The organism is Streptomyces sp. NPDC005423 (assembly GCF_040606415.1).
Taxonomy (GTDB): Bacteria; Actinomycetota; Actinomycetes; order Streptomycetales; family Streptomycetaceae; genus Streptomyces.
The window spans coordinates 1-17,847 of the sequence record NZ_JBEXET010000048.1 but is presented as its reverse complement, the minus strand read 5'-3'; the positions used below and the strand labels follow the sequence as shown (position 1 = coordinate 17,847).

Below are 17,847 nucleotides of genomic sequence, written 5' to 3'. Positions count from 1 at the left end.
CGGACGGCTGGTCCTGGAGGTACCCGCGTCGAGACTCGCCGACCCGGGAAGTGCCCGCACCGCCCGGACGGGGAGCGGGCAGTCAGCGGGACCGGCTCACACGAACCGGAGCAACGACTCCTGCGCAAAGGACGCGAGAAGCACGCCCTCCTCGGTCAGTACGTCTCCCCGCCCGAAGCACCGCCTGTGTGAGGCGAGGGGGCTGTGCCGGCGCAGCAACAGCCACCGCCCGGACCGACCCGAAGGCCTCCGTCGCTCTCGAAGAGATCCACGGCGGCCACTGTCGGGCCGGCTCGCCAAAGGGCCTGCGGGATGGCGGGGACGGGCGTCGGAGCGGTCTCCATCGGGATCGTCGGCGTACCGGACCGCCCGGGAGGCCCGTCGCGGGAGTCAACGGCGAGACGGCGGTTTCCGCCATAGCGGTGGTTTGCCGGGCCGGTCACCGCTCTGCCCGACGGGCTGCCAGGACACTGGCCGGAGCGGCCATGGGCGCCGCACTGGAGGGCTGGAAGAGCATGGCCGACAGCAGGATCCTGGTCGCTGTACCGGAACACCCTCAGGGCGAGGGCGCCGGGCACCAGCAGTTGCGGAAGATCCGGGACGCGATCGAGGCGGGCGGCTTCGAAGTCCGGTGGGCGGTCACGGCGGAGGACGCGGACGCGGTGCTGCGCACCGAGGCCGGCCTGGCGGCGGCGCTGGTGGCCTGGGACCTTCCCAGGGCCGCCGGTGACGGGCCCGGCGCCGCGCTCGCCGCGCCGGGAGGCACACTCGCCCGGCCGGCCGACACCCTCGACGGGACCCCGGGCGGCGGCGCCGTACTGCGCCGGATCGGCCGGCGTTTCCGCGACCTGCCGGTCTTCCTGGTGATGGCCGACGAGGGGCTACGGGACCTGCCGCTGTGGGTGTCCGAGTCGGTCGTGGGCTACGTCTGGCCGCTGGAGGACACACCCGGCTTCATCGCGGGCCGCATCACCGCCGCCGCCCGCGCCTACCGGGACTCGGTGCTGCCGCCGTTCTTCCGGGCACTGCGCCGGTTCGACGACGCGCACGAGTACTCCTGGCACACCCCGGCCCACTCCGGCGGTGTCGCCTTCATCAAGTCGCCCGCGGGACGCGCCTTCCACGACTACTTCGGGGAGCGGCTGCTGCGCAGCGACCTGTCGATCTCGGTCGAGGAACTGGGCTCGCTGTTCGAGCACACCGGCCCGATCGGCGAGGCGGAGCGCAACGCGGCCCGCGTGTTCGGCTCGGACCTCACCTACTTCGTGCTGCACGGCGACTCCACGTGCAACCGCCTGGTCGGCCACTTCAGCGTCACCCGCGACGAGATCGCGCTGGTGGACCGCAACTGCCACAAGTCCGTGCTGCACGGCCTGGTCGTCTCCGGTGCCCGGCCGGTCTTCCTGGTCCCCACCCGCAACGGCTACGGCCTGGCGGGACCCCTGCCCCCGGCCGAGATCTCCGCGGACGCGGTGGCGGCCCGGATCGCCGCGCACCCGCTCGCCGAGGGCGCGGTCTCCCCGCACCCGCAGTACGCGGTGTTCACCAACTCCACCTACGACGGCCTCAGTTACGACGCCGTACCCACCGCTCGGGCGCTCGCCGCCAGCACACCCCGGGTGCACTTCGACGAGGCGTGGTTCGCGTACGCCCGTTTCCACCCGCTCTACGCTGGCCGTTACGGCATGTCGGTGGACGAGGAGACCTTCCCCGGACCGGACCGGCCGACCGTGTTCGCCACCCAGTCCACGCACAAGCTGCTGGCGGCGCTGTCGCAGAGCGCGATGGTGCACGTGCGGGGCGCCCCGCGAGCGCCGGTGGAGCACGACCGGTTCAACGAGGCGCTGATGATGCACGGCACCACCTCGCCCCTCTACCCGATGATCGCCTCGCTCGACGTGGCGACGGCGATGATGGACGGCCCGCAGGGCGAGTGGCTGATCGACGAGGCGCTGACCGAGGCGATCCGCTTCCGCCAGGAGATGGTGCACCTGCGACGGCGGATCGAGAGCGCCGGGGACCGGCCGCCGTGGTTCTTCGGGGTGTGGCAGCCGGACACGGTCACCGACCCGGCGACGGGCGACCGGCTGCCGTTCGAGGAAGCCGCGCCGGAACTGCTGCGCAGCGAGCAGTCCTGCTGGCTGCTGGAGCCCGGCGCCGGCTGGCACGGCTTTCCCGGGTTGACCGAGGGCCACTGCATGCTGGACCCCGTCAAGGTCACCCTGACCTGTCCGGGGATCAGCGCCACCGGCGAGATGGCCGAGGAGGGCATTCCGGCCCGGGTGCTCACCGCCTATCTGGCCACTCGGAAGATCGTGGTGGAGAAGACCGACAGCTACACCACGCTGATCCTGTTCTCCATGGGCATCACCAAGGGCAAGTGGGGCACCCTGCTGGACGCCCTGACGGATTTCAAGGCCCTCTACGACTCCGACGCCCCACTGGAGCGCGTGCTGCCGGAGGCCGTCGCCGCGCACCCCCGCCGGTACGCGGGCCTGACCCTGCGCGCCCTGTGCCAGGAGATGCACGAGCAACTGCGCTCGGCGCGCCTGGTGGAACTTCTGGACATGGCCTTCCAGCAGCTCCCGCAGCCTGTGGCGCCACCGCAGCACTGTTACCAGCGGCTGGTGCGCGGTCGCACCGAGCGGGTCCGGATCTCGGCGGCGGCGGGCCGGGTGGCGGCCGCCATGGTGACGGTCACCCCGCCCGGCATCCCGGTCCTGATGCCCGGCGAGTCCGTCGGCGCACCCGACGGCCCGCTGCTGCGCTACCTCGGCGCCCTGGAGTCCTTCGACCGCCGCTTCCCCGGCTTCCGCAGCGAGACCCACGGCGTGACCATCGACGAGGACAGGGGCGACTACCTGATCGAGTGCCTGACCCAGGGCGAGGAACAGCTCCCGGGACACTCACCCGGCGGGGACGCGACGATCTGACGACGGCCAACTGGCCCGGCCGAAGCCTTCGTCGCCCCAGGGATTCGAGCCGGGCCGTCCGCAGATGTCGACTCGGCGGCAGCTGACAGAAGACGGACGTGGCGTACCCGGACCGGTGACCCCTGGCCCGTGATCCGTGTTGGGACATGTCGAAGCGTTACGGGCGGTGGGACCGGGTCCACGAACGAGACCGGCCGGTGCCGGGCGGCGGCGCCGACACAGAGCCGCGACGGCTGCGGCGGACCGTCGCGGGACTCTCCGCGAGGCTACTGTCCGTCAGATGAGCGCAGACGATGCGAACCGACGGTGGACACGATCCATGCCCGAGGCCTACGAACGCCACCTCGTGCCGGTCTTCTTCCGCCCGTTCGCCGCCGACCTGGCCGCCAGAGCGGCGGCGCTGCGGCCCCGCACGGTCCTCGAACTCGCCGCCGGGACCGGGGCGTTGACCACGGCCCTGCTCACCGCGGCACCCACCGCCTCGGTGGTGGCGACCGACCTCAACGAAGCGATGGTCTCCGCCGGTTCGGCACGGGAGCCGCGCGCGGACTGGCGGCAGGCGAACGCCCAGGAGCTGCCCTTCGGGGACGGCGGCTTCGACCTCGTTCTCTGCCAGTTCGGGGTGATGTTCTTCCCCGACAGGCCCGCCGCCTACACCGAGGTCCGCAGGGTGCTGTCCCCGCAGGGGCGGTTCTTGTTCAACAGCTGGGGTCCACTGGCTTCGCACGGGTTCGGGGCCGCCTTCCAGGCCGCCCTGGAAGAGTCCATGCCCGACGGCGCGCCCCCCTTCCTGAACGACCTGCCCCACGGCTACACCGATCCCGCCGTGGTCGCCGCGGACCTCGCGGCCGCCGGACTCACCCTGGCCAGCGCCGAGGAGGTCACGCTGGACGGCGTCGCCGAGTCGGCCGCCTCCATCGCCACCGGTTTCCTCACCGGCACACCGGTCAGCGCCGCCGTACAGGCCCGTGATGACGCACAGGCCATCCAGGCCGCCGTCACGCGGAGGATGACGGACCGCTTCGGCACCGGCCCTGTGACGGCGCCGATGACCGCGACCGTCTACACGGCTCACCACCGGGCATGACCCTCCCTCCGAGCCCGGCGATCACGTCCACCGGACTGAAGAGAGAGGAGAGACATAGCGGACGGACAACCGCGTCCGAACGCTGACGTCCGAGACGGACGCGGCGACCCGCCCGCTGCCCGAAGTCGCCAGTCCGGCGCGGGAGTTCGGATGGATCAGCGGGCGGGTTCGGCGGGCTCCCCGGCAGCTGACCGGCGTAACGACCTCGACCTCGACCTCGACCTCGACCTCGCTCTCGACAGTTCCTGCTACGTCGGCCATGGCGAGCGTGTCCGCCCCGCCTGGTAGCGTCGCTCTCTTCGGTTGGGGCAGCCCGCTGGAGTCTGACGGGACGCACGGTGACTTCTCCTGATGGCGATGGCCTCGCCGCAGCGGTGGCGAGGGTCGCGACAACCTTCCGGGACATGACGGCCCGAGCGGACGAGACCGGCTGCGGCCGGTGTTTCGACGAGGCCGAGGTCGAGCTGCTGCGGACTCCCGGCGTGCCGCTCCCCGCGGACCTCGTCCGCCGGGTCGCCCGGAAAGATCCCTTCCACTGGGTTGACCAGCCCGCGCTCATCCGGCGGATTCTGCCGCAGCTCGTCAGGGTGCTCGCCGAGGGTGCGACGGAGCCCGACCTCATGGCCCGTGGGCTGGCCGCGGCAGGCTGGTCGGACTGGCCCGGCGAGCAGGCCGGGGCAGTGGCCGGTTTCCTGGAGGTGTGGTGGACGCGAACCCTGCGGACGCAGGCACCGCCCACCTCCGCGTGGGCGGTGTTCGAGAGCTGTGTGACAGCGAGCTCCTCGGTCACCCCGTGGCTTGCCCGCTGGGAGGCGGAGATGAGCCCGGTCGCCCGCCGTCACCTGGCTGACAGTCTCGGTCGGTGGCGGGAGGAGTTGCTGTCCCACGACTCGCCCTTCACTTGGTGGCAGGGAACCGAGGCGGAGGAGCGAGCGGCCTGGCATGAGGTGAAGGCGTGGCTGGCCGGTCAGTCGCGGTCAGCGGTGGCGCCGGAGGGGTAGAGCCCGGGTGTCCGCAGTTGCCCCGCTGGTATACGAGGACGCGGGCGAGCTCGTGGTGGTCGCGGTGAACACCCGGTCGCGCATGGTCAGTTCGTGGCAGCTGTTTCGGCGGCGGCAGGGACGTCGGTCATGCGCGCGTCGTAGCCGGTTTCGGGGTTGACGACACGGCCGGCGGCCCACCAGTTCTCGCGGGCCGTCTCGAAGACCGCCAGCATGACGTCCTCCTCGGGGACACCGGCGAGCAGTTGGAGGTTGCTGACGATCGCCCGGAACAGTTCGCTCTTCTGCTCGGCCGAACGCTGGTTGAAGAACAGCTGGATGAACATGGTGCGCTCGCTGCGCGGCAGGCCGAACACGACCGGTTGCATGTGGAAGTTGTCGGGCGCGACCTCGTGGAAGACGTGGAATTGGTCGTCGTGGGGGATTTTCAGGACGTCGACCATCGCCTTGTGGAGGGCGGCGGAGACGTCGCGGCGGTGCTCGGGGGTGGTGCCCTGGCGCAGGTGGACGTTGATCAGCGGCATTGTCGTTCGCTTTCCGGTGCGGTATCTGGGTTCGTGGTACTCGGAGTTGGGGTCAGGCGGTGGGTCCCGCGGGGCGGTGCGGGAAGGAGGGGCAGCCGACCGCCCCGTCCGGAGGCCCCGTGGGTGGGCTGCTCCGTTCATGCCCTTCACGTTAGGAACCGGTACAGCCATTCGGCCAGCGAATGCCTCGCATGGTGGGTATGCTGATCACTCATGGACGTCACCGTGGTCGGACTGCGCGTGCTGCGCGAGGTGGCCGAGCGAGGCACCTTCACCGCCGCGGCCCAGGCGCTGGGCTACACGCAGTCGGCCGTCTCCCGGCAGATGGCCGGCCTGGAACAGGCCACAGGCGCCCGGCTGTTCGACCGCTATCCAGGCGGTGTGCGCCTGACCACCGCGGGCCGAGCCCTGCTGACGCACGCAGTGACCGCGTTGGACGCGCTGGACGCGGCCGACCGGGAACTGAGCGGCGCGGAGGACGACACCGGCCACGTACGGCTCGGCTTCATCCCCGCCGCCGGAGCCGTGCTCGTGGCCCGCGCGCTGGCAACCCTGGGCCAGGAATGTCCCCGCGTCAGCGTCACCACCCGGGAGGGCACCACACCATCGCTCTTGAGGGCGCTGCGCACCGGCGTCCTCGACCTCGCCCTACTGACCTCCCGGCCGCCGCACCGCTCACCCGACGCCGACGATCCACCCCTGCACGCGGAGCCGCTGCTGGAGGACCGCCTGGTCCTGGCAGTGCCCGCCGGCGGCCGGTTCGCCGACCGCACGGGCGTCACCGCTCAGCACATCGCCGGCGAGACGTGGATCGCCAGCCCGGCCGGCACCGACGAGCCCCTGCTGGGCATCTGGCCGGGCCTGCCCGGGCGGCCCAGGGTCCATCACGCCGCCCGCGACTGGTTGACCAAACTGCACCTGGTCGCAGCCGGCGTCGGCATCACCACTGTCCCCTCCATGCTGCTGTCCGCGATTCCGCCCGGTGTCCGCCTCATCACCATCGACGACCTCCCCGAGGAACGGCGCCGCGTCAGTCTGGTACGTCTGCCGGGCTCCACCACGCCCTCGACGGACGCCCTCGTCCACGCCCTCCGCCGGCAGGCCGCCGACCTCGCCGCATAGGAACTCCGCGCAGGTACGGTCTACTTGAGTCGGACGGACAGGCCCCCGGCTCAGCATCTCCGGCGGCGTTGTCGCACGTGCCGTGGACGCGGTCACCGGTCCGGCTTCGTGCCGATGTCGAAGTGCTCGGTCCAGCTGCCCTCGGCGGGCTTCGGGAGGTGCGCCATGAGTGGGAACCTCCGGTCGGTCGACACCGTCACCTCTCGATAAGAGCGATCTCCGATGCAGAGAATACCGTTTCCACAGAGCGCGTCGCAGTACACCGCCAGCGACCGGAGCGGCGGCCCGCTACAGCCCCATGGCGTCGAGGGCCGCGCGAGCCGCCCTGCGGACCGGGCCCTGGTCTCCGTCGTCGGTGCGGGCCGCGCTCTCGGCGATCTCCGCGAAGAGTCGTACGTCCTTGGCCAGCAGCCCGCCCGCGTGGGCACCGAGCCGCTCCAAGCCGCCTCCTGCGTCAACGAGCCGCTCCAGGGCGAAGCTCCTCGCACTGCCCCGGGTCAAAATCCGGCCGAGCGCCTCGCGGTCCAGTCCGAGCCGGGTGCCCAGCGCCAAGGTGTCGGCCGCGAGTCCCAACTGAGCAGTGAACAGAAGGTTGTTGAGGAGTTTGGCGAGTTGGCCGGCGCCGGTCGGGCCCAGGTGAGCAACGGGGTCGCCGTAGGTCGCGAGCAACGGACGGCACTTGGCGAAGACCTCCGGGTCGCCTCCCACCAGGACGAGCAGGGAGCCCTTCTCCGCGGCGCTTGCGCCACCGCTGACCGGCGCGTCCAGCACCGACACGCCCTGGGCGCGGGCGCGTTCGGCGAGGCGGCGGCAGGTGTCGGGGTGGACGGTGGAGTGGACGAGGACCACCCCTCCCGCCCGGAGGCCTGCCAGGACACCGTCCGCGGCCGTGGTCACCTGTTCGACGTCGGCGTCGTCGACGACGCACAGGCACACCACGTCACTGACGGCGGCCAACTCGGCCGGCGAGTCCGCGGTCTTCACCGCTGTGTCCGCGAAAGGGGCGAGGGCGGCGGCGCGTCGCGCCCACAGCGTCGTCGCGAACCCCGCTTCGACGATCCGCCGCGCCATCGGCGCGCCCTGACTGCCCAGTCCGATGAAGCCGACCCTCATCTCATGTCTCCTCATGTCGTCGCGTCGGGCGCCAGAAGGCGGCGAGCAGGCCGCCCGTCGCCACCGCGCCCACCGCGAGCACCAGGCCGGCGCCCGCCCAGCCGGTCACCGCGATGTCCGCCGCCGTGTCCAGCGCGTACTCCCCCGGCCCCCACGCGCCGAGCGCGACCGCCAGCACACCCAGGACCAGAACGTACTCGTAGCCCTCCTTGAAGACGAAGAATCCGTGCGGGCGGTGGGCGAGCAGGCCGGCGACGAGCATCACCGACAGGACGGCGGCGCACGTCAACGGAGTGAACAGCCCCACCAACAGCAGTACGCCCGCGCCTAGTTCGGTGAGGACGCTCAGCCACGCCTGCAACCGCGGGCATCGCAGCCCGAGGCCGGCGAACCAGCCGGCCGTGCCGGCGATCCCGCCCCCGCCGCGCCAGTGGTTCCAGCCGTGCGCCACCATGACGGCGCCCAGCACCAGCCGTAGGGCCAGCAGGGCGGCGTCCGCGGGATCACCCATCGCGATGTCCTCTCTCGTGGGAGTGGTCGAAGCAGGCGGAGGTGTGGCGCCGCCGTGCGGTGCCACGATCACGGCCAGTCCAGGAAGTCGCGGGCCTCTCCGATGCCGCAGAAACCGAGTGCCTCGATCCGGGACAGGCAGGTGAAGGTGACCTAGCCGGTCTCCTCACTCGGATGGTGCGGAAACTATATTCTCCAATTATGCGAAGCAAGTATGCGGGCGCGAGAAACTCGTACCTTTGACCGAACGCGCATCCGGTTGCGGAACCCGATCAAAGCCCCCGCGACGCACGGTACTTCACGTTTCGGCGCCTACGAGAATACGCTTCTCGGTCAGTGGAACAGGTACTTCTGCCTCCAGCCAGCCGAGTCCGCGGTAGGAGTCCCAGCGCTGCTCCTCGGCGCGGGTGCGCACCTTGGCGACCGTCTGTCGTTCGTACTTCACGCCCCGCCTCCGGTACCCCACAGCACCGTCAGCACCGTCAGCACCGTCAGCACCGGCGTTGGATACGTCATCACGCAAGGGAAAAATAAGATTCTCGTTACGGGGAAGTAAGGGTCTCGGCCCTGAGGGTCCGCAGTGCGGTAGGGGAGGGGCCGGTCTTTTCACATGCGTGGAGTACCGTTCTACGCATGAGTGTCGTCCCCGCCGAACCGGTCGAGCCCCCTGAGCCCGCGTGGCGGCAGCGCGCCGTCGAGCGATCCACCCGGGCAGCGAAGGTGCGCGCCGAGCAGCGCGTGCAGCGATTCCTCGAAGCGGCCCAGGAGTTGATCGCCGACAAGGGCACCACCGACTTCACCGTGCAGGAAGTGGTGGAGCGGTCACGTCAGTCGCTGCGCAGCTTCTACCAGCACTTCGACGGTAAGCACGAGCTGCTGCTCGCCCTCTTCGAGGACGCCCTGTCGAAGTCGGCCGCCGAGATCCGGGAGAAGACCGCGACCGTGCGGGAGCCGCTGGAACAGCTCAAGGTCGCGGTCGACCTGCTGTACCGGTCCTCCATTCCCCGCGAGGAACACCAGTCCCCGCTCTTCGCCGACTTCGCCATCCAGCTGCTGGTCAGCCATCCGGACCAGGTGGCCACCGCTCACCTGCCGCTGCTGAGCCTCTTCACCGAGCTGGTGGAAGGGGCGGTGGAAGCCGGTGCGGCCGTCGCACCCAGGCCCCGCCACACCGCTTCCCTGATCATGCAGACGGCCATGTTCACGGCGCAGGCACCGGCGCCCCCGGTGGGTGCGCATCCCTCGCCGGTCGGCGCGGAGGACGTGTGGGCGTTCTGCCTGGGCGGTATCACCGGGACGGCCCTGCGGACCGACAAGGACGCACCCGCCGCCACCCCCGCCAGGGCGACCGCCAAGAGCACCGCCGCGAGACCCGCCACAGCCAAGAAGGCGGCACCGAAGAGGACCGCGGCGGCCAAGAAGACGACAGCCCCCAAGAGCGGCGCCCGCGCCAAGAGCTGACCCGAGCGCCGTTCCACCGAGAAGGGTCCGCGCCCGCGCGGGCCCTTCTCCCGTACCGGGCACACCCGATCCCTCCCAACTGGCGGGTCGCGTACGGCAATTGGCGTCACCACCGGTCGCACCTCTGCTACGGATCACACATCAACAGCCGGCAGAGGGGTTCACCGGCTGATCGCTCGGCCACCCACGTAGGCGGCTCGTACGACGTCGGCGGAGAACGTGTCGAGCGCCTCGGCGAGGGGAACGCGCAGCAGGCACAGGTCGGCGGCGGCGCCGACGCGCAACCGGCGTGCGCGGGCGGGCTGTTCGGGTGCGCCGAGGAAGAGGTCAAGGGCCTGCCGGGGCGAGATACGTTCGCCGTCGTCACGCGTGGCGGCGGCCCGCATCACCGCCCACGGGTCGTGGGTGCCGTAGGGCGCGTCGGTGCCGGCGGCGAGCGGGACACCCGCGTCGGCGAGACTGCGGCAGCGGTACAGGTGTGCGCGGTCGTCGGCGTCGACGTCGGTGGCGTACTCACGGCCCCGCTCCATCGGGAAGTGCGGCTGGGTCACGACCGTCACACGCAGGTGCCGGATGCGGTCGATGGCCTGCGCCGGGATGACCGAGCCGTGCTCGATGCGGTCGCCCTCGACCGGACCCGCTTGCTCCAACGCGAGCAAAGTCACGAGCAGTTGGACGCGGGTGACGCAGTGCACGGCGACCGCACGGGGCCGCACTCCGCTCACCGTGGCGGCCAGGTCGTCCGGCGTGGGCAGCGTCAGGTCGTCGAGGACCAGCTTCGTCGGGGAGTCGAATCCCATGACGAGGAGTCGTTGCGGCAGCACGGACAGGGTCCGTTCCAGGCCGGGCGGCGGGTGCGGATCGGCGTTGGTGAACCCGGTGACGCCGAGACGTGCCGCACGCCGGCCGATCCGTTCGAAGTCCAACGGGACGGGCGGAATCCGTCCGCGCAGCCGCCCGTCCTGCCGCCACAGCCGGCCGTCGCCCTCGTCCCCCAGGCCCGCCGCCCGTAGCGCCGCGCCGTTGAGGAACCACATCGCCCCGCTGCGGTGCTGCACCCGGACCGGCCGGTCGGGAACGAGCGCGTCCAGCGCCCATCGGTCCAGCTCGCCCGCGACGCTCTCGTGGTAGCCGACGGCCCGCACCCACTCCCCCGGACCGCCCCGCCGCAGTGCCGCGGCGAGTTCGTCGAGCCCGCGCACCTCGGCCGGGTCCACCCGCACCGAGGCGAGCTCCGCCGCCTGCGCGGTCAGGTGAACGTGGTGGTCGTGCAGGCCCGGCAGCAACGCCCCGCCGCCACCGTCCACTTCGGCCCGCCCCGCCAGGCCACGCCCCACCTCCGCGATCCTCCCATCGGCGCCGACCCGCACGTCCAGTCCGGCCCGGCCCTCGACCTCCACGTCCCGGATCAGCATGGCGGCACTCCGGAGCCGGCGAGCGACGCGGCGCAGGCCGCCATCGACACGCACAACAGCTCCCCGCCGCCCGCGGCCAGGGAGCGGACGACGGCGTGGGCGGCGTACAGGCCCGTGACGGGATCACCGATCGCGTCGCCGAGGAACACCGGGTCCGCCCCCGCGTCGCGACCGGTCAGGCCACCGGCGACCGCGGCGTCGTCGCCGAAGGCGATCCGGTCGTCCGTACGCCCGTACCCGGTGATCCCGACCCAGACCCGCCCCGGGCGCGCGGCCAGGAACTCCTCGGCGTGGACGCCGAGTCGTCTCAGCGCCCTCGGCCTGGACGCCTCGATGACGATGTCGGCCTCGGCCACCACCTCGGCCAGGGCGCCGGAGGCGAAGTCCAGGACGAGACTGTCGTGGCCGTCGTGCAGCCAGCGGTAGAAGTCGGGTTGCCCCAGCCGTGCCCCGTCGGGGCGGGTGGTGCTCTCCACCTTCGTCACCCGGGCGCCCGCGAGCCCCAGCAGCCGTGCGCAGAGCGGTCCCGCCCACAGGGCGGACAGGTCGACGACCCGCAGGCCCGCGAGGGGCCGCGTCCGCCGCTGCCCCGACGCCCGGGCGCGTACGGGCGGACGGTCCCCGCTATCCGATCCGAGCGCAGCCGCCGCGATGCCCAACAGCTGCGCGTGCTGCACCAGTTGGGATGACGTGGTCCGGGTGACCGCCCGGACGAGGTCGGTGGTCGACACGCCGAGCAGGGAGAGCAGGGCGGGAAGGGACGCGTGGTCGTCCGGGCGGGCCAGGTTGACCGCCGCCCACCCGTCGGCGGTCCTGAGCAGCCGGCAGGAGCCGCCCGCCGACGTACGGCCCGGAGGCGCCAATCCGGCGAGACGAGCGCGGAGGAAGAGGACGGTGGGCAGGTCCACGGGGACGCCGGTGCGCTCGGTCAGGTCGTCCGCGACGGTGTGCAGCGGGCCGAGGAACGGCTCGGCGGCGGCCATCCATGGAGCGAGAGCGGCGTTTTTCACGACGGGAACACCCTTCTCCACAGAAGTTACGTCAGATTACACTGCGGTGACCATGGAATCGCCCTTCCTCCTGGTCGACCTCGACCGCTCGGCACCGCCTCCCTCCGCCCGTAACCAGGTGGTCGTGGGTGTGGCGACCCAACCGACGCGCACTGGTGGTGAGTTCGACGTCCTGCTGACATCCGCTCCCGACGCCCCGCGGCCCTGGGTGTCGTGTGCGGACACCGATGCCGCTGTCCGGCACCTGCGAGACGCCGTCGGCGGGCAGCCCGCCGCCGCTCTCGCTCTCGTCCAGGTGCTGCGCATGGGCGCCGCGCTGCCTCCTCCCGACCGGCTGCTCGTCGAGTCCTTCGCCTACTCGGCCCTCCAGGGCGGCACGGGTCACCGCGCCTGGCTGGCCGCGGCCCCCGCCCGCGCGCCCCGCCCGGCACACGAACCGGTCCGGCTCGGGCGTGCCGGCGCCCGCCTGACGGTCACCCTCGACCGTCCCTGGGTGCGGAACGCCTTCGACGCGGCCACCCGGGACGCCCTGTGCGAGGCGTTCGAGGTCGCCGTGGCCGACCCCTCGATCCGGCAGATCGAGCTCTACGGCGCCGGACCCGCCTTCTGCGGCGGCGGCGACCTGGCCGAGTTCGGCACCTCGTGTGACCCCGCCGAAGCCCACCGGATACGCGTGCACCGCAGCCCCGCCGCGCTGCTCCAGCGCTGTGCGCACAAGGTGACCGCCCATCTGCACGGCGCCTGCGTGGGCGCGGGCATCGAACTGGCCGCGTTCGCGGGCCGGTTGCTGGCCGCACCGGACACGGTGATCCGTCTGCCCGAACTCGCCATGGGTCTGATCCCGGGCGCGGGCGGCACCGCGAGCCTGCCGGTCCGCATCGGCCGGGAGCGCACCGCGTACCTCGCCCTGACCGGAACTCCGCTCACCGCGGCGGCGGCACTGCAATGGGGCCTGGTCGACGCGATCGCTCCGCCGGCGCCGGAGGCGAGAGGATGACCTCGGCCCGCTGCCGGCACCACGGGTACTGGACATCTCGGTAGCGAGAGAGTCGGCCCGCCCACGGCCGACTGCCCCAGCGGCCGGGTTCCGCCCCGCGCCTCGGCACGTGCCCTCAGCGCACCAGGAGAGCGACGGCGACCTCCAGTCGTTCGAGGTAGAACTCCCTTGACTCCGCTTGGTACTTGAGGCCGATCGATGTGCTGATCATCGTCTGTGCGATACGAACGGCGGCCTGTCGCCCCGACGGCGACTCGACGGCGATCGCGTCGGTGATCGCGTCGGTGATCAGTTGCTCGAAGCGTCGCGGCGTGGTCTCGACGATCTCCCCGAGAAGGTCGGGATTGCCCTCGATGACCGCCGCGACATCGCGCGCCAGCGGGCCGACGTACCGGCCGGCCCACTGGTCGAACGCTGCCACCAGCCGCTCGGCAAGGGGCCGGCCGGTGTCGGCCAGCACGCGCTCGACCGCCGCGATATCGCGTTGCAGAGCCTGGGTGACCGCGGCCCGGAACAGGGTTTCCTTGGAGGAGAAGAGGAAGTAGAGCCCGGGCCGGGAGATGCGTGCCGCCCGGGCCACCTCCTCCATCGAGGTCTTCCGGTAACCGAACCGCGCGAACGTGGCCATGGCGGAGTCCAGGACCACGGTCCGACGGTCGGTATCGGCGACTGTCGACGGCGGGCGGCCGACCTCGGGACTGCTCATGGAACGAGCATACGAGCGGGAGCCGAGCTATACAAGTACTGTTCAGTCCGTATAGTCGCTGCCATGACCCCTCGTACCCCCGTCTCCACGCCCTTCACCGCCGCCAGCACCGCGGCCGAGGTGCTGGCGGACATCGACCTGACCGGCGTCCGCGCGATCGTGACAGGAGGCTCCTCCGGCATCGGGACCGAGACGGCTCGCGCGTTGGCCTCCGCCGGGGCGGAGGTGACGCTCGCCGTCCGGAACACCGCCGCGGGTGACGCTGTCGCCGAGTCGATCGCCAGGTCGACCGGAGGAATCCGGCCCCGGGTCGTCCGGCTCGACCTCGCCGACAGGGCCGGCGTCACGCGCTTCGTCGACGCGTGGGGCGGCCCACTGCACCTGCTGATCAACAACGCCGGCGTGGTCACCGCCGACCTCGAACGGACCCGCGAGGGCTGGGAGTTGCAGTTCGCGACCAACCACCTCGGCCACTTCGCCCTCGCCACCGGCCTGCACGACGCCCTGGCCCGGGGAGCGGCCGACCGCGACGGAGCGCGCATCGTCTCGGTCAGTTCGACCGCGCACATGCGGGCCGGCATCGACTTCGACGACCTCCACTTCGAACGTCGCGAATACGACCCGCAGCTTGCCTACGCCCAGTCCAAAACGGCGAACTCCCTGTTCGCCGTCGAAGCGACCCGCCTCTGGGCCTCCGACGGCGTCATCGCCAACGCGGTGAACCCCGGCGGCGTCGCTACGGGACTTCAGCGGAACTTCTCGACACGGCAGAGGGAGTCGCTCGACGCGGCCGAGGCCGCCGGGATCTTCACGTACAAGACGGTCGAGCAGGGGGCCGCCACCAGTATCGTCGCGGCCGTCGCCCCGGAGTTCGCGGACTCCGGAGGCCACTACCTCGACGACGCACGAGAGGCCTACACCGTGCCGGACGACGCCGACCTCGCCCAGCACCCGCACGGCGTCAAGGAATGGGCTCTCGACCCCGGCGCCGCCGAACGGCTCTGGACGGTCTCGACCGACCTGCTCCAGGCCTGACGGTGCTGAGCGCTGCCGAGTCCCAGCCCTGGCCGGGGCCCTTCCCCCTTGGGCTCAGCCCCCGAGCGGTCCCGTCGACGCATGCCCCGTGGTGTGTCCGGCCGTATCCCGTCGAGAGGCGTCGGAGAGGTCGGCGCCGGTGGCGGCGTCCCGCTGGGAGTGGTTGGTGCCGTGCCAGTCCAGGCACATGACGGTCGCGTCGTCCTGAAGGTGCCCCTGGTTGGCGTCGACGATCGCCGCGATGAGGGTGCGGGCGGCCTCGCGGGGATGCAGGTCGCCGGTGCTCACCATCAGGTCCGACAGATCGAGGCTGCCCGCGTTGCGCTCCAGCATGCCGTCGGTCAGCATCACCAGCCGGTCGCCCGGCCGCAGGTCCAGCGACTGGACCCGGTAGGAGTGCGGCACCTGGAAGCCGAAGGGCATGTCGATCTCCGGCACGAGCTCCTGCACGTGTCCGTCGCGCATCCGCAGCGGCCAGGGGTGACCGGCGTTGACGAACTCCGTCCTGCCGTCGATCAGGCTGATGCGCAGCAGCTGGCCGGTGACGTAGCTCTGGCGGCCGTGCTCGCGCATGGCCTCGTCCGCATGCCGGGCCTGTTCGGCGAGGTCCGCGCCGGCCCGCCGCGCCCGGCGCAGCGCGCCCACCGCGAGGGTGGCCAGCAGTGCGGCGTCGACGTCGTGTCCCATGGCGTCGGTGACGGAGAGCTGGACGGTGTCCCGGTCGACCACGTAGTCGAAGGTGTCCCCCCCGACATGGTCGGCCGGCTCCAGCGCCCCGGCCACCGCGAACTGGGCGGCCTCGCACGCCAGCGACGCCGGGAGCAGCCGGTGCTGGATCTCCGCGGCCAGGCTCAGCGGGCTGGTACGACGGCCCCACTGGTACACGTCGGTGTAGGACCGGTTGGCGATGACGAGGTACGCCAGAGCGTGCGCGGTCTCGCCGATCTCCTGCATCACCAGCGTGTCGGGCGCCGTGGGCAGGAACAGTTCGAGGAGCCCGATGGCGTCGCCACGGTTGGTCACTGGGGCGACGATCCGCACCAGCTCGCCTTCGCCCTTGTCCTCCACGCTCGGCCGCTGGGTGCGGATCACGTCGTCGTAGAGGGTGCCCCGCAGCCCGATCCGCCGAGCGGGTTCATCGGTCTCGACGCTGCCGGCCGCTCCCAGCCGTACGACGGAGGAGCCGGTGAAGTCGGTGATGAGGAACGACACCGACGCGGCCCCGAGGCGTTCCTTGAGCATCCGCGCGACCACGTCGAGCGACTCCACGGGCGCCGCGGTCTCCGCCGCCTCCAACGTCTCCGCCAGCGTCGTCGCGCTTTCCCGTCGGCTCTCACCCCCGACAGGACGAGAAGCCCCCCGACCATCCGGTCCCGCAGTGGTCACAACGACTCCTCCTCGCTCGATGACATCCAGAAGTCTGTCCGAAGGTCACATTGCACCACGGTACCGGCGCGGTCATCCTGCTCTCCGGGGCGCCTCCGTCGAAACCTTGCCGGCCGTGACAGCGCGCGTTCGACAGTTCAGCGATGCCGGCCCGGCCGCGGTGAGGACTCCGCAGCTCCACACATCGCGGAGGTCGGCCGGCCGCGGGCTGCGCGTGGGGCCCGGGGGAACGGTCCGCCGCGCCCCTCCGGGGAGTAGCGTGAGGACATCGGGAGCACTTCGCGTGCCGGCCTCGACGCCGGCGCCGTTCCCGGTGCGTGACGACACCGGGCGGTTTGTGCTCGCACAGGGTCCGGAGACAGGTTTGCGTGATGTACGCGACCACCGCTCCTCCCCCGCTCCGGGCCGCTCCTCACCTGCTCCTCGGTGGCGATTCCTCCGTGGGGAGGTGACCGCCGTGGTCATCGCCCTGGCGGTCAGTGCCCTGCTGATCCTGGTCGTCGCCGCGACCCGTCTGGTCCACCGGTTCGAGGCGCGGTACCCGTCACACCGCGCCCGGCTCGACCGCGCGGTACGTCACGGCTCGCTCACGCCTGACCTTCCGCCGCAGCCGCCATGAGCGGTTCCGCGGCCTGCTCGGTCGTGTCCGGCGGCACGACCAGCAGGTCCCAGCGCCCGTGACCTGGCGCGAGCAGGACGATGGTGTGCGCGGCGGACGGCGTGCTGTTCCGGTGCAGCCGTACGACCTGGTTGGAGATGAGCATCCGGCCGGGCACCGCCGACCAGGTCGTCCCGTTGACCGTGACGCTGGTGATGGTGCCCCAGTCGCGCGGCAACCCGGCCAGCAGTTGCGGGAGTTCGACGAGCAGGTCGTACGAACGAGGCCACCACCCGCCGTCGATGAGCCGGGGCATGTCGCCGTGGGGCGCCAGGCGTAGGCGCAGGAGGGGAAGCGGGGGCTGCAGTGCGACGGTCATGAGAGCTCCTGCCAACTGCCGTGTGTGGACCAGTGGTTGATGTCAGTCACGGCGGGCGGCCACGCGGGACGGACTCGTCCGGCGCACCATGTGCACGCGGCCGAGGCGTTCGGAAGGGCGGACGGCGACGCCCGGTGGGGAGGCCCGGCCGGGGCCGGCGCCATGGCGGGCACCCGTCGTGGACGTGCTCGGTCTGACCGGCATGCGTGACTCCTCGGCCTGGATGCGGATGGCGCGGCCGGGCTCACGGGCTGCCCCGGTGAGGACGGATGGCGTGCTGCGGAAACAAGTTGGGCGCGGAGTGCGCACCCGGATACGGCGGTCAGGGCGTGCTTCGACTTCCGGCATACGGAAAGTCTCTGCCTGCCTTCACCGTACTCCCGCTCGGTAACAAGCGTGTCGGCCGCCTCCCTTGGGAGGTGGCAGCACTGCCGGGCGAGTCACGGTCAGGCCGAGGCCGTCGGGTCCGCCGTTCCGGGACGGCGGTGTTCGGCGTTGAGGCGCTGGGCTTCTTCGAGCTGGTCTTCGAGGATGATGATGCGGCAGGCGGCTTCGATGGGGGTGCCCTGG

The 17,847-nt window shown here is 71.7% G+C and carries 19 protein-coding genes and 1 pseudogene; 9 read left to right on the top strand and 11 right to left on the bottom strand.

Annotated features, from left to right (window positions below):
* Positions 1-96: 96 nt before the first annotated feature.
* The gene (locus ABZT12_RS33350; RefSeq protein WP_356391551.1) at positions 97-300 is read right to left on the bottom strand and encodes a hypothetical protein; all 204 of its coding nucleotides are present in this window, start codon (positions 298-300) and stop codon (positions 97-99) included.
* Between the two features lie 215 nt (positions 301-515).
* Here ABZT12_RS33350 and ABZT12_RS33345 point away from each other — a divergent pair, with 215 nt between their 5' ends.
* From ABZT12_RS33345 to ABZT12_RS33330, 4 genes are all read left to right on the top strand, one after another.
* A complete protein-coding gene (locus tag ABZT12_RS33345) occupies positions 516-2,933 on the top strand; it encodes an Orn/Lys/Arg decarboxylase N-terminal domain-containing protein (protein WP_356391665.1) in 2,418 nt (805 codons plus the stop codon).
* 280 nt (positions 2,934-3,213) lie between these two features.
* Positions 3,214-4,020 carry a class I SAM-dependent methyltransferase gene (locus ABZT12_RS33340; RefSeq protein ID WP_356391549.1) on the top strand — a complete coding sequence of 269 codons (807 nt, stop codon included), beginning with the start codon at positions 3,214-3,216 and terminating at the stop codon, positions 4,018-4,020.
* 150 nt (positions 4,021-4,170) lie between these two features.
* Positions 4,171-4,308: a hypothetical protein gene (locus ABZT12_RS33335; RefSeq protein WP_356391546.1), complete on the top strand. Its 138-nt coding sequence runs from the start codon at positions 4,171-4,173 to the stop codon at positions 4,306-4,308.
* Between the two features lie 116 nt (positions 4,309-4,424).
* Positions 4,425-5,021 carry a hypothetical protein gene (locus tag ABZT12_RS33330; RefSeq protein ID WP_356391543.1) on the top strand — a complete coding sequence of 199 codons (597 nt, stop codon included), beginning with the start codon at positions 4,425-4,427 and terminating at the stop codon, positions 5,019-5,021.
* An 86-nt stretch (positions 5,022-5,107) separates the two neighbouring features.
* Here the strand turns inward: ABZT12_RS33330 and ABZT12_RS33325 are convergent, their stop codons facing one another.
* Positions 5,108-5,545, bottom strand: a complete 438-nt coding sequence (locus ABZT12_RS33325; RefSeq protein ID WP_356391541.1) for a tautomerase family protein — start codon at positions 5,543-5,545, stop codon at positions 5,108-5,110.
* A gap of 213 nt (positions 5,546-5,758) precedes the next feature.
* Here ABZT12_RS33325 and ABZT12_RS33320 point away from each other — a divergent pair, with 213 nt between their 5' ends.
* Positions 5,759-6,667: a LysR family transcriptional regulator gene (locus tag ABZT12_RS33320; protein WP_356391538.1), complete on the top strand. Its 909-nt coding sequence runs from the start codon at positions 5,759-5,761 to the stop codon at positions 6,665-6,667.
* A gap of 288 nt (positions 6,668-6,955) precedes the next feature.
* Here the strand turns inward: ABZT12_RS33320 and ABZT12_RS33315 are convergent, their stop codons facing one another.
* The 3 genes from ABZT12_RS33315 to ABZT12_RS33305 all read right to left on the bottom strand — a co-directional run bounded on the left by ABZT12_RS33315 (position 6,956) and on the right by ABZT12_RS33305 (position 8,735).
* Positions 6,956-7,780, bottom strand: coding sequence for an NAD(P)-dependent oxidoreductase (locus tag ABZT12_RS33315; RefSeq protein ID WP_356391536.1), 825 nt, complete (start codon positions 7,778-7,780; stop codon positions 6,956-6,958).
* A 1-nt stretch (position 7,781) separates the two neighbouring features.
* Positions 7,782-8,291 carry a DoxX family protein gene (locus ABZT12_RS33310; RefSeq protein ID WP_356391534.1) on the bottom strand — a complete coding sequence of 170 codons (510 nt, stop codon included), beginning with the start codon at positions 8,289-8,291 and terminating at the stop codon, positions 7,782-7,784.
* Between the two features lie 297 nt (positions 8,292-8,588).
* Positions 8,589-8,735 (bottom strand): hypothetical protein, encoded by a 147-nt coding sequence (locus ABZT12_RS33305; RefSeq protein ID WP_356391532.1) that lies wholly within the window; start codon positions 8,733-8,735, stop codon positions 8,589-8,591.
* 188 nt (positions 8,736-8,923) lie between these two features.
* On the opposite strand from ABZT12_RS33305, the gene ABZT12_RS33300 reads away from it, so the two are divergent.
* The gene (locus ABZT12_RS33300; RefSeq protein WP_356391530.1) at positions 8,924-9,751 is read left to right on the top strand and encodes a TetR/AcrR family transcriptional regulator; all 828 of its coding nucleotides are present in this window, start codon (positions 8,924-8,926) and stop codon (positions 9,749-9,751) included.
* 161 nt (positions 9,752-9,912) lie between these two features.
* Here the strand turns inward: ABZT12_RS33300 and ABZT12_RS33295 are convergent, their stop codons facing one another.
* Both ABZT12_RS33295 and ABZT12_RS33290 read right to left on the bottom strand, forming a co-directional pair.
* Complete coding sequence (locus ABZT12_RS33295) at positions 9,913-11,166, bottom strand: amidohydrolase family protein (protein WP_356391528.1); 1,254 nt, start codon at positions 11,164-11,166, stop codon at positions 9,913-9,915.
* A complete protein-coding gene (locus ABZT12_RS33290; protein WP_356391526.1) occupies positions 11,160-12,176 on the bottom strand; it encodes a CoA transferase in 1,017 nt (338 codons plus the stop codon). The genes ABZT12_RS33295 and ABZT12_RS33290 overlap by 7 nt, the downstream gene beginning before the upstream one ends.
* Positions 12,177-12,228: 52 nt before the next feature.
* Between ABZT12_RS33290 and ABZT12_RS33285 the strand changes: the two genes are divergently transcribed.
* Positions 12,229-13,173, top strand: coding sequence for an enoyl-CoA hydratase/isomerase family protein (locus ABZT12_RS33285; protein WP_356391524.1), 945 nt, complete (start codon positions 12,229-12,231; stop codon positions 13,171-13,173).
* Positions 13,174-13,288: 115 nt separating this feature from the next.
* Here ABZT12_RS33285 and ABZT12_RS33280 read toward each other — a convergent pair whose 3' ends face one another.
* On the bottom strand, positions 13,289-13,801 hold the full coding sequence (locus tag ABZT12_RS33280) for a TetR/AcrR family transcriptional regulator (RefSeq protein ID WP_356391662.1): 513 nt from the start codon (positions 13,799-13,801) through the stop codon (positions 13,289-13,291).
* Positions 13,802-13,942: 141 nt separating this feature from the next.
* On the opposite strand from ABZT12_RS33280, the gene ABZT12_RS33275 reads away from it, so the two are divergent.
* On the top strand, positions 13,943-14,914 hold the full coding sequence (locus ABZT12_RS33275; RefSeq protein WP_356391522.1) for an SDR family NAD(P)-dependent oxidoreductase: 972 nt from the start codon (positions 13,943-13,945) through the stop codon (positions 14,912-14,914).
* Positions 14,915-14,968: 54 nt separating this feature from the next.
* Here ABZT12_RS33275 and ABZT12_RS33270 read toward each other — a convergent pair whose 3' ends face one another.
* A complete protein-coding gene (locus tag ABZT12_RS33270) occupies positions 14,969-16,183 on the bottom strand; it encodes a PP2C family protein-serine/threonine phosphatase (RefSeq protein WP_356391520.1) in 1,215 nt (404 codons plus the stop codon).
* 565 nt (positions 16,184-16,748) lie between these two features.
* On the opposite strand from ABZT12_RS33270, the gene ABZT12_RS33265 reads away from it, so the two are divergent.
* Positions 16,749-16,919, top strand: coding sequence for a hypothetical protein (locus tag ABZT12_RS33265; protein ID WP_356391518.1), 171 nt, complete (start codon positions 16,749-16,751; stop codon positions 16,917-16,919).
* Here the strand turns inward: ABZT12_RS33265 and ABZT12_RS33260 are convergent.
* Both ABZT12_RS33260 and ABZT12_RS33255 read right to left on the bottom strand, forming a co-directional pair.
* On the bottom strand, positions 16,888-17,277 hold the full coding sequence (locus ABZT12_RS33260) for a DUF5994 family protein (protein ID WP_356391517.1): 390 nt from the start codon (positions 17,275-17,277) through the stop codon (positions 16,888-16,890). The two genes, ABZT12_RS33265 and ABZT12_RS33260, sit on opposite strands and share 32 nt — an antisense overlap.
* Positions 17,278-17,723: 446 nt before the next feature.
* Positions 17,724-17,847 (bottom strand): annotated as a pseudogene (locus ABZT12_RS33255) (MerR family transcriptional regulator); the annotation flags it as partial.

Coding starts and splice junctions, on each gene's coding strand:
- ABZT12_RS33260 (WP_356391517.1), bottom strand. CDS start 17,277: ATGACCGTCGCACTGCAGCCCCCGCTTCCCCTCCTGCGCCTACGCCTG.
- ABZT12_RS33275 (WP_356391522.1), top strand. CDS start 13,943: ATGACCCCTCGTACCCCCGTCTCCACGCCCTTCACCGCCGCCAGCACC.
- ABZT12_RS33285 (WP_356391524.1), top strand. CDS start 12,229: ATGGAATCGCCCTTCCTCCTGGTCGACCTCGACCGCTCGGCACCGCCT.
- ABZT12_RS33345 (WP_356391665.1), top strand. CDS start 516: ATGGCCGACAGCAGGATCCTGGTCGCTGTACCGGAACACCCTCAGGGC.
- ABZT12_RS33295 (WP_356391528.1), bottom strand. CDS start 11,166: ATGCTGATCCGGGACGTGGAGGTCGAGGGCCGGGCCGGACTGGACGTG.
- ABZT12_RS33330 (WP_356391543.1), top strand. CDS start 4,425: ATGACGGCCCGAGCGGACGAGACCGGCTGCGGCCGGTGTTTCGACGAG.
- ABZT12_RS33315 (WP_356391536.1), bottom strand. CDS start 7,780: ATGAGGGTCGGCTTCATCGGACTGGGCAGTCAGGGCGCGCCGATGGCG.
- ABZT12_RS33310 (WP_356391534.1), bottom strand. CDS start 8,291: ATGGGTGATCCCGCGGACGCCGCCCTGCTGGCCCTACGGCTGGTGCTG.
- ABZT12_RS33335 (WP_356391546.1), top strand. CDS start 4,171: ATGGATCAGCGGGCGGGTTCGGCGGGCTCCCCGGCAGCTGACCGGCGT.
- ABZT12_RS33300 (WP_356391530.1), top strand. CDS start 8,924: ATGAGTGTCGTCCCCGCCGAACCGGTCGAGCCCCCTGAGCCCGCGTGG.
- ABZT12_RS33280 (WP_356391662.1), bottom strand. CDS start 13,801: ATGGCCACGTTCGCGCGGTTCGGTTACCGGAAGACCTCGATGGAGGAG.
- ABZT12_RS33325 (WP_356391541.1), bottom strand. CDS start 5,545: ATGCCGCTGATCAACGTCCACCTGCGCCAGGGCACCACCCCCGAGCAC.
- ABZT12_RS33340 (WP_356391549.1), top strand. CDS start 3,214: ATGAGCGCAGACGATGCGAACCGACGGTGGACACGATCCATGCCCGAG.
- ABZT12_RS33320 (WP_356391538.1), top strand. CDS start 5,759: ATGGACGTCACCGTGGTCGGACTGCGCGTGCTGCGCGAGGTGGCCGAG.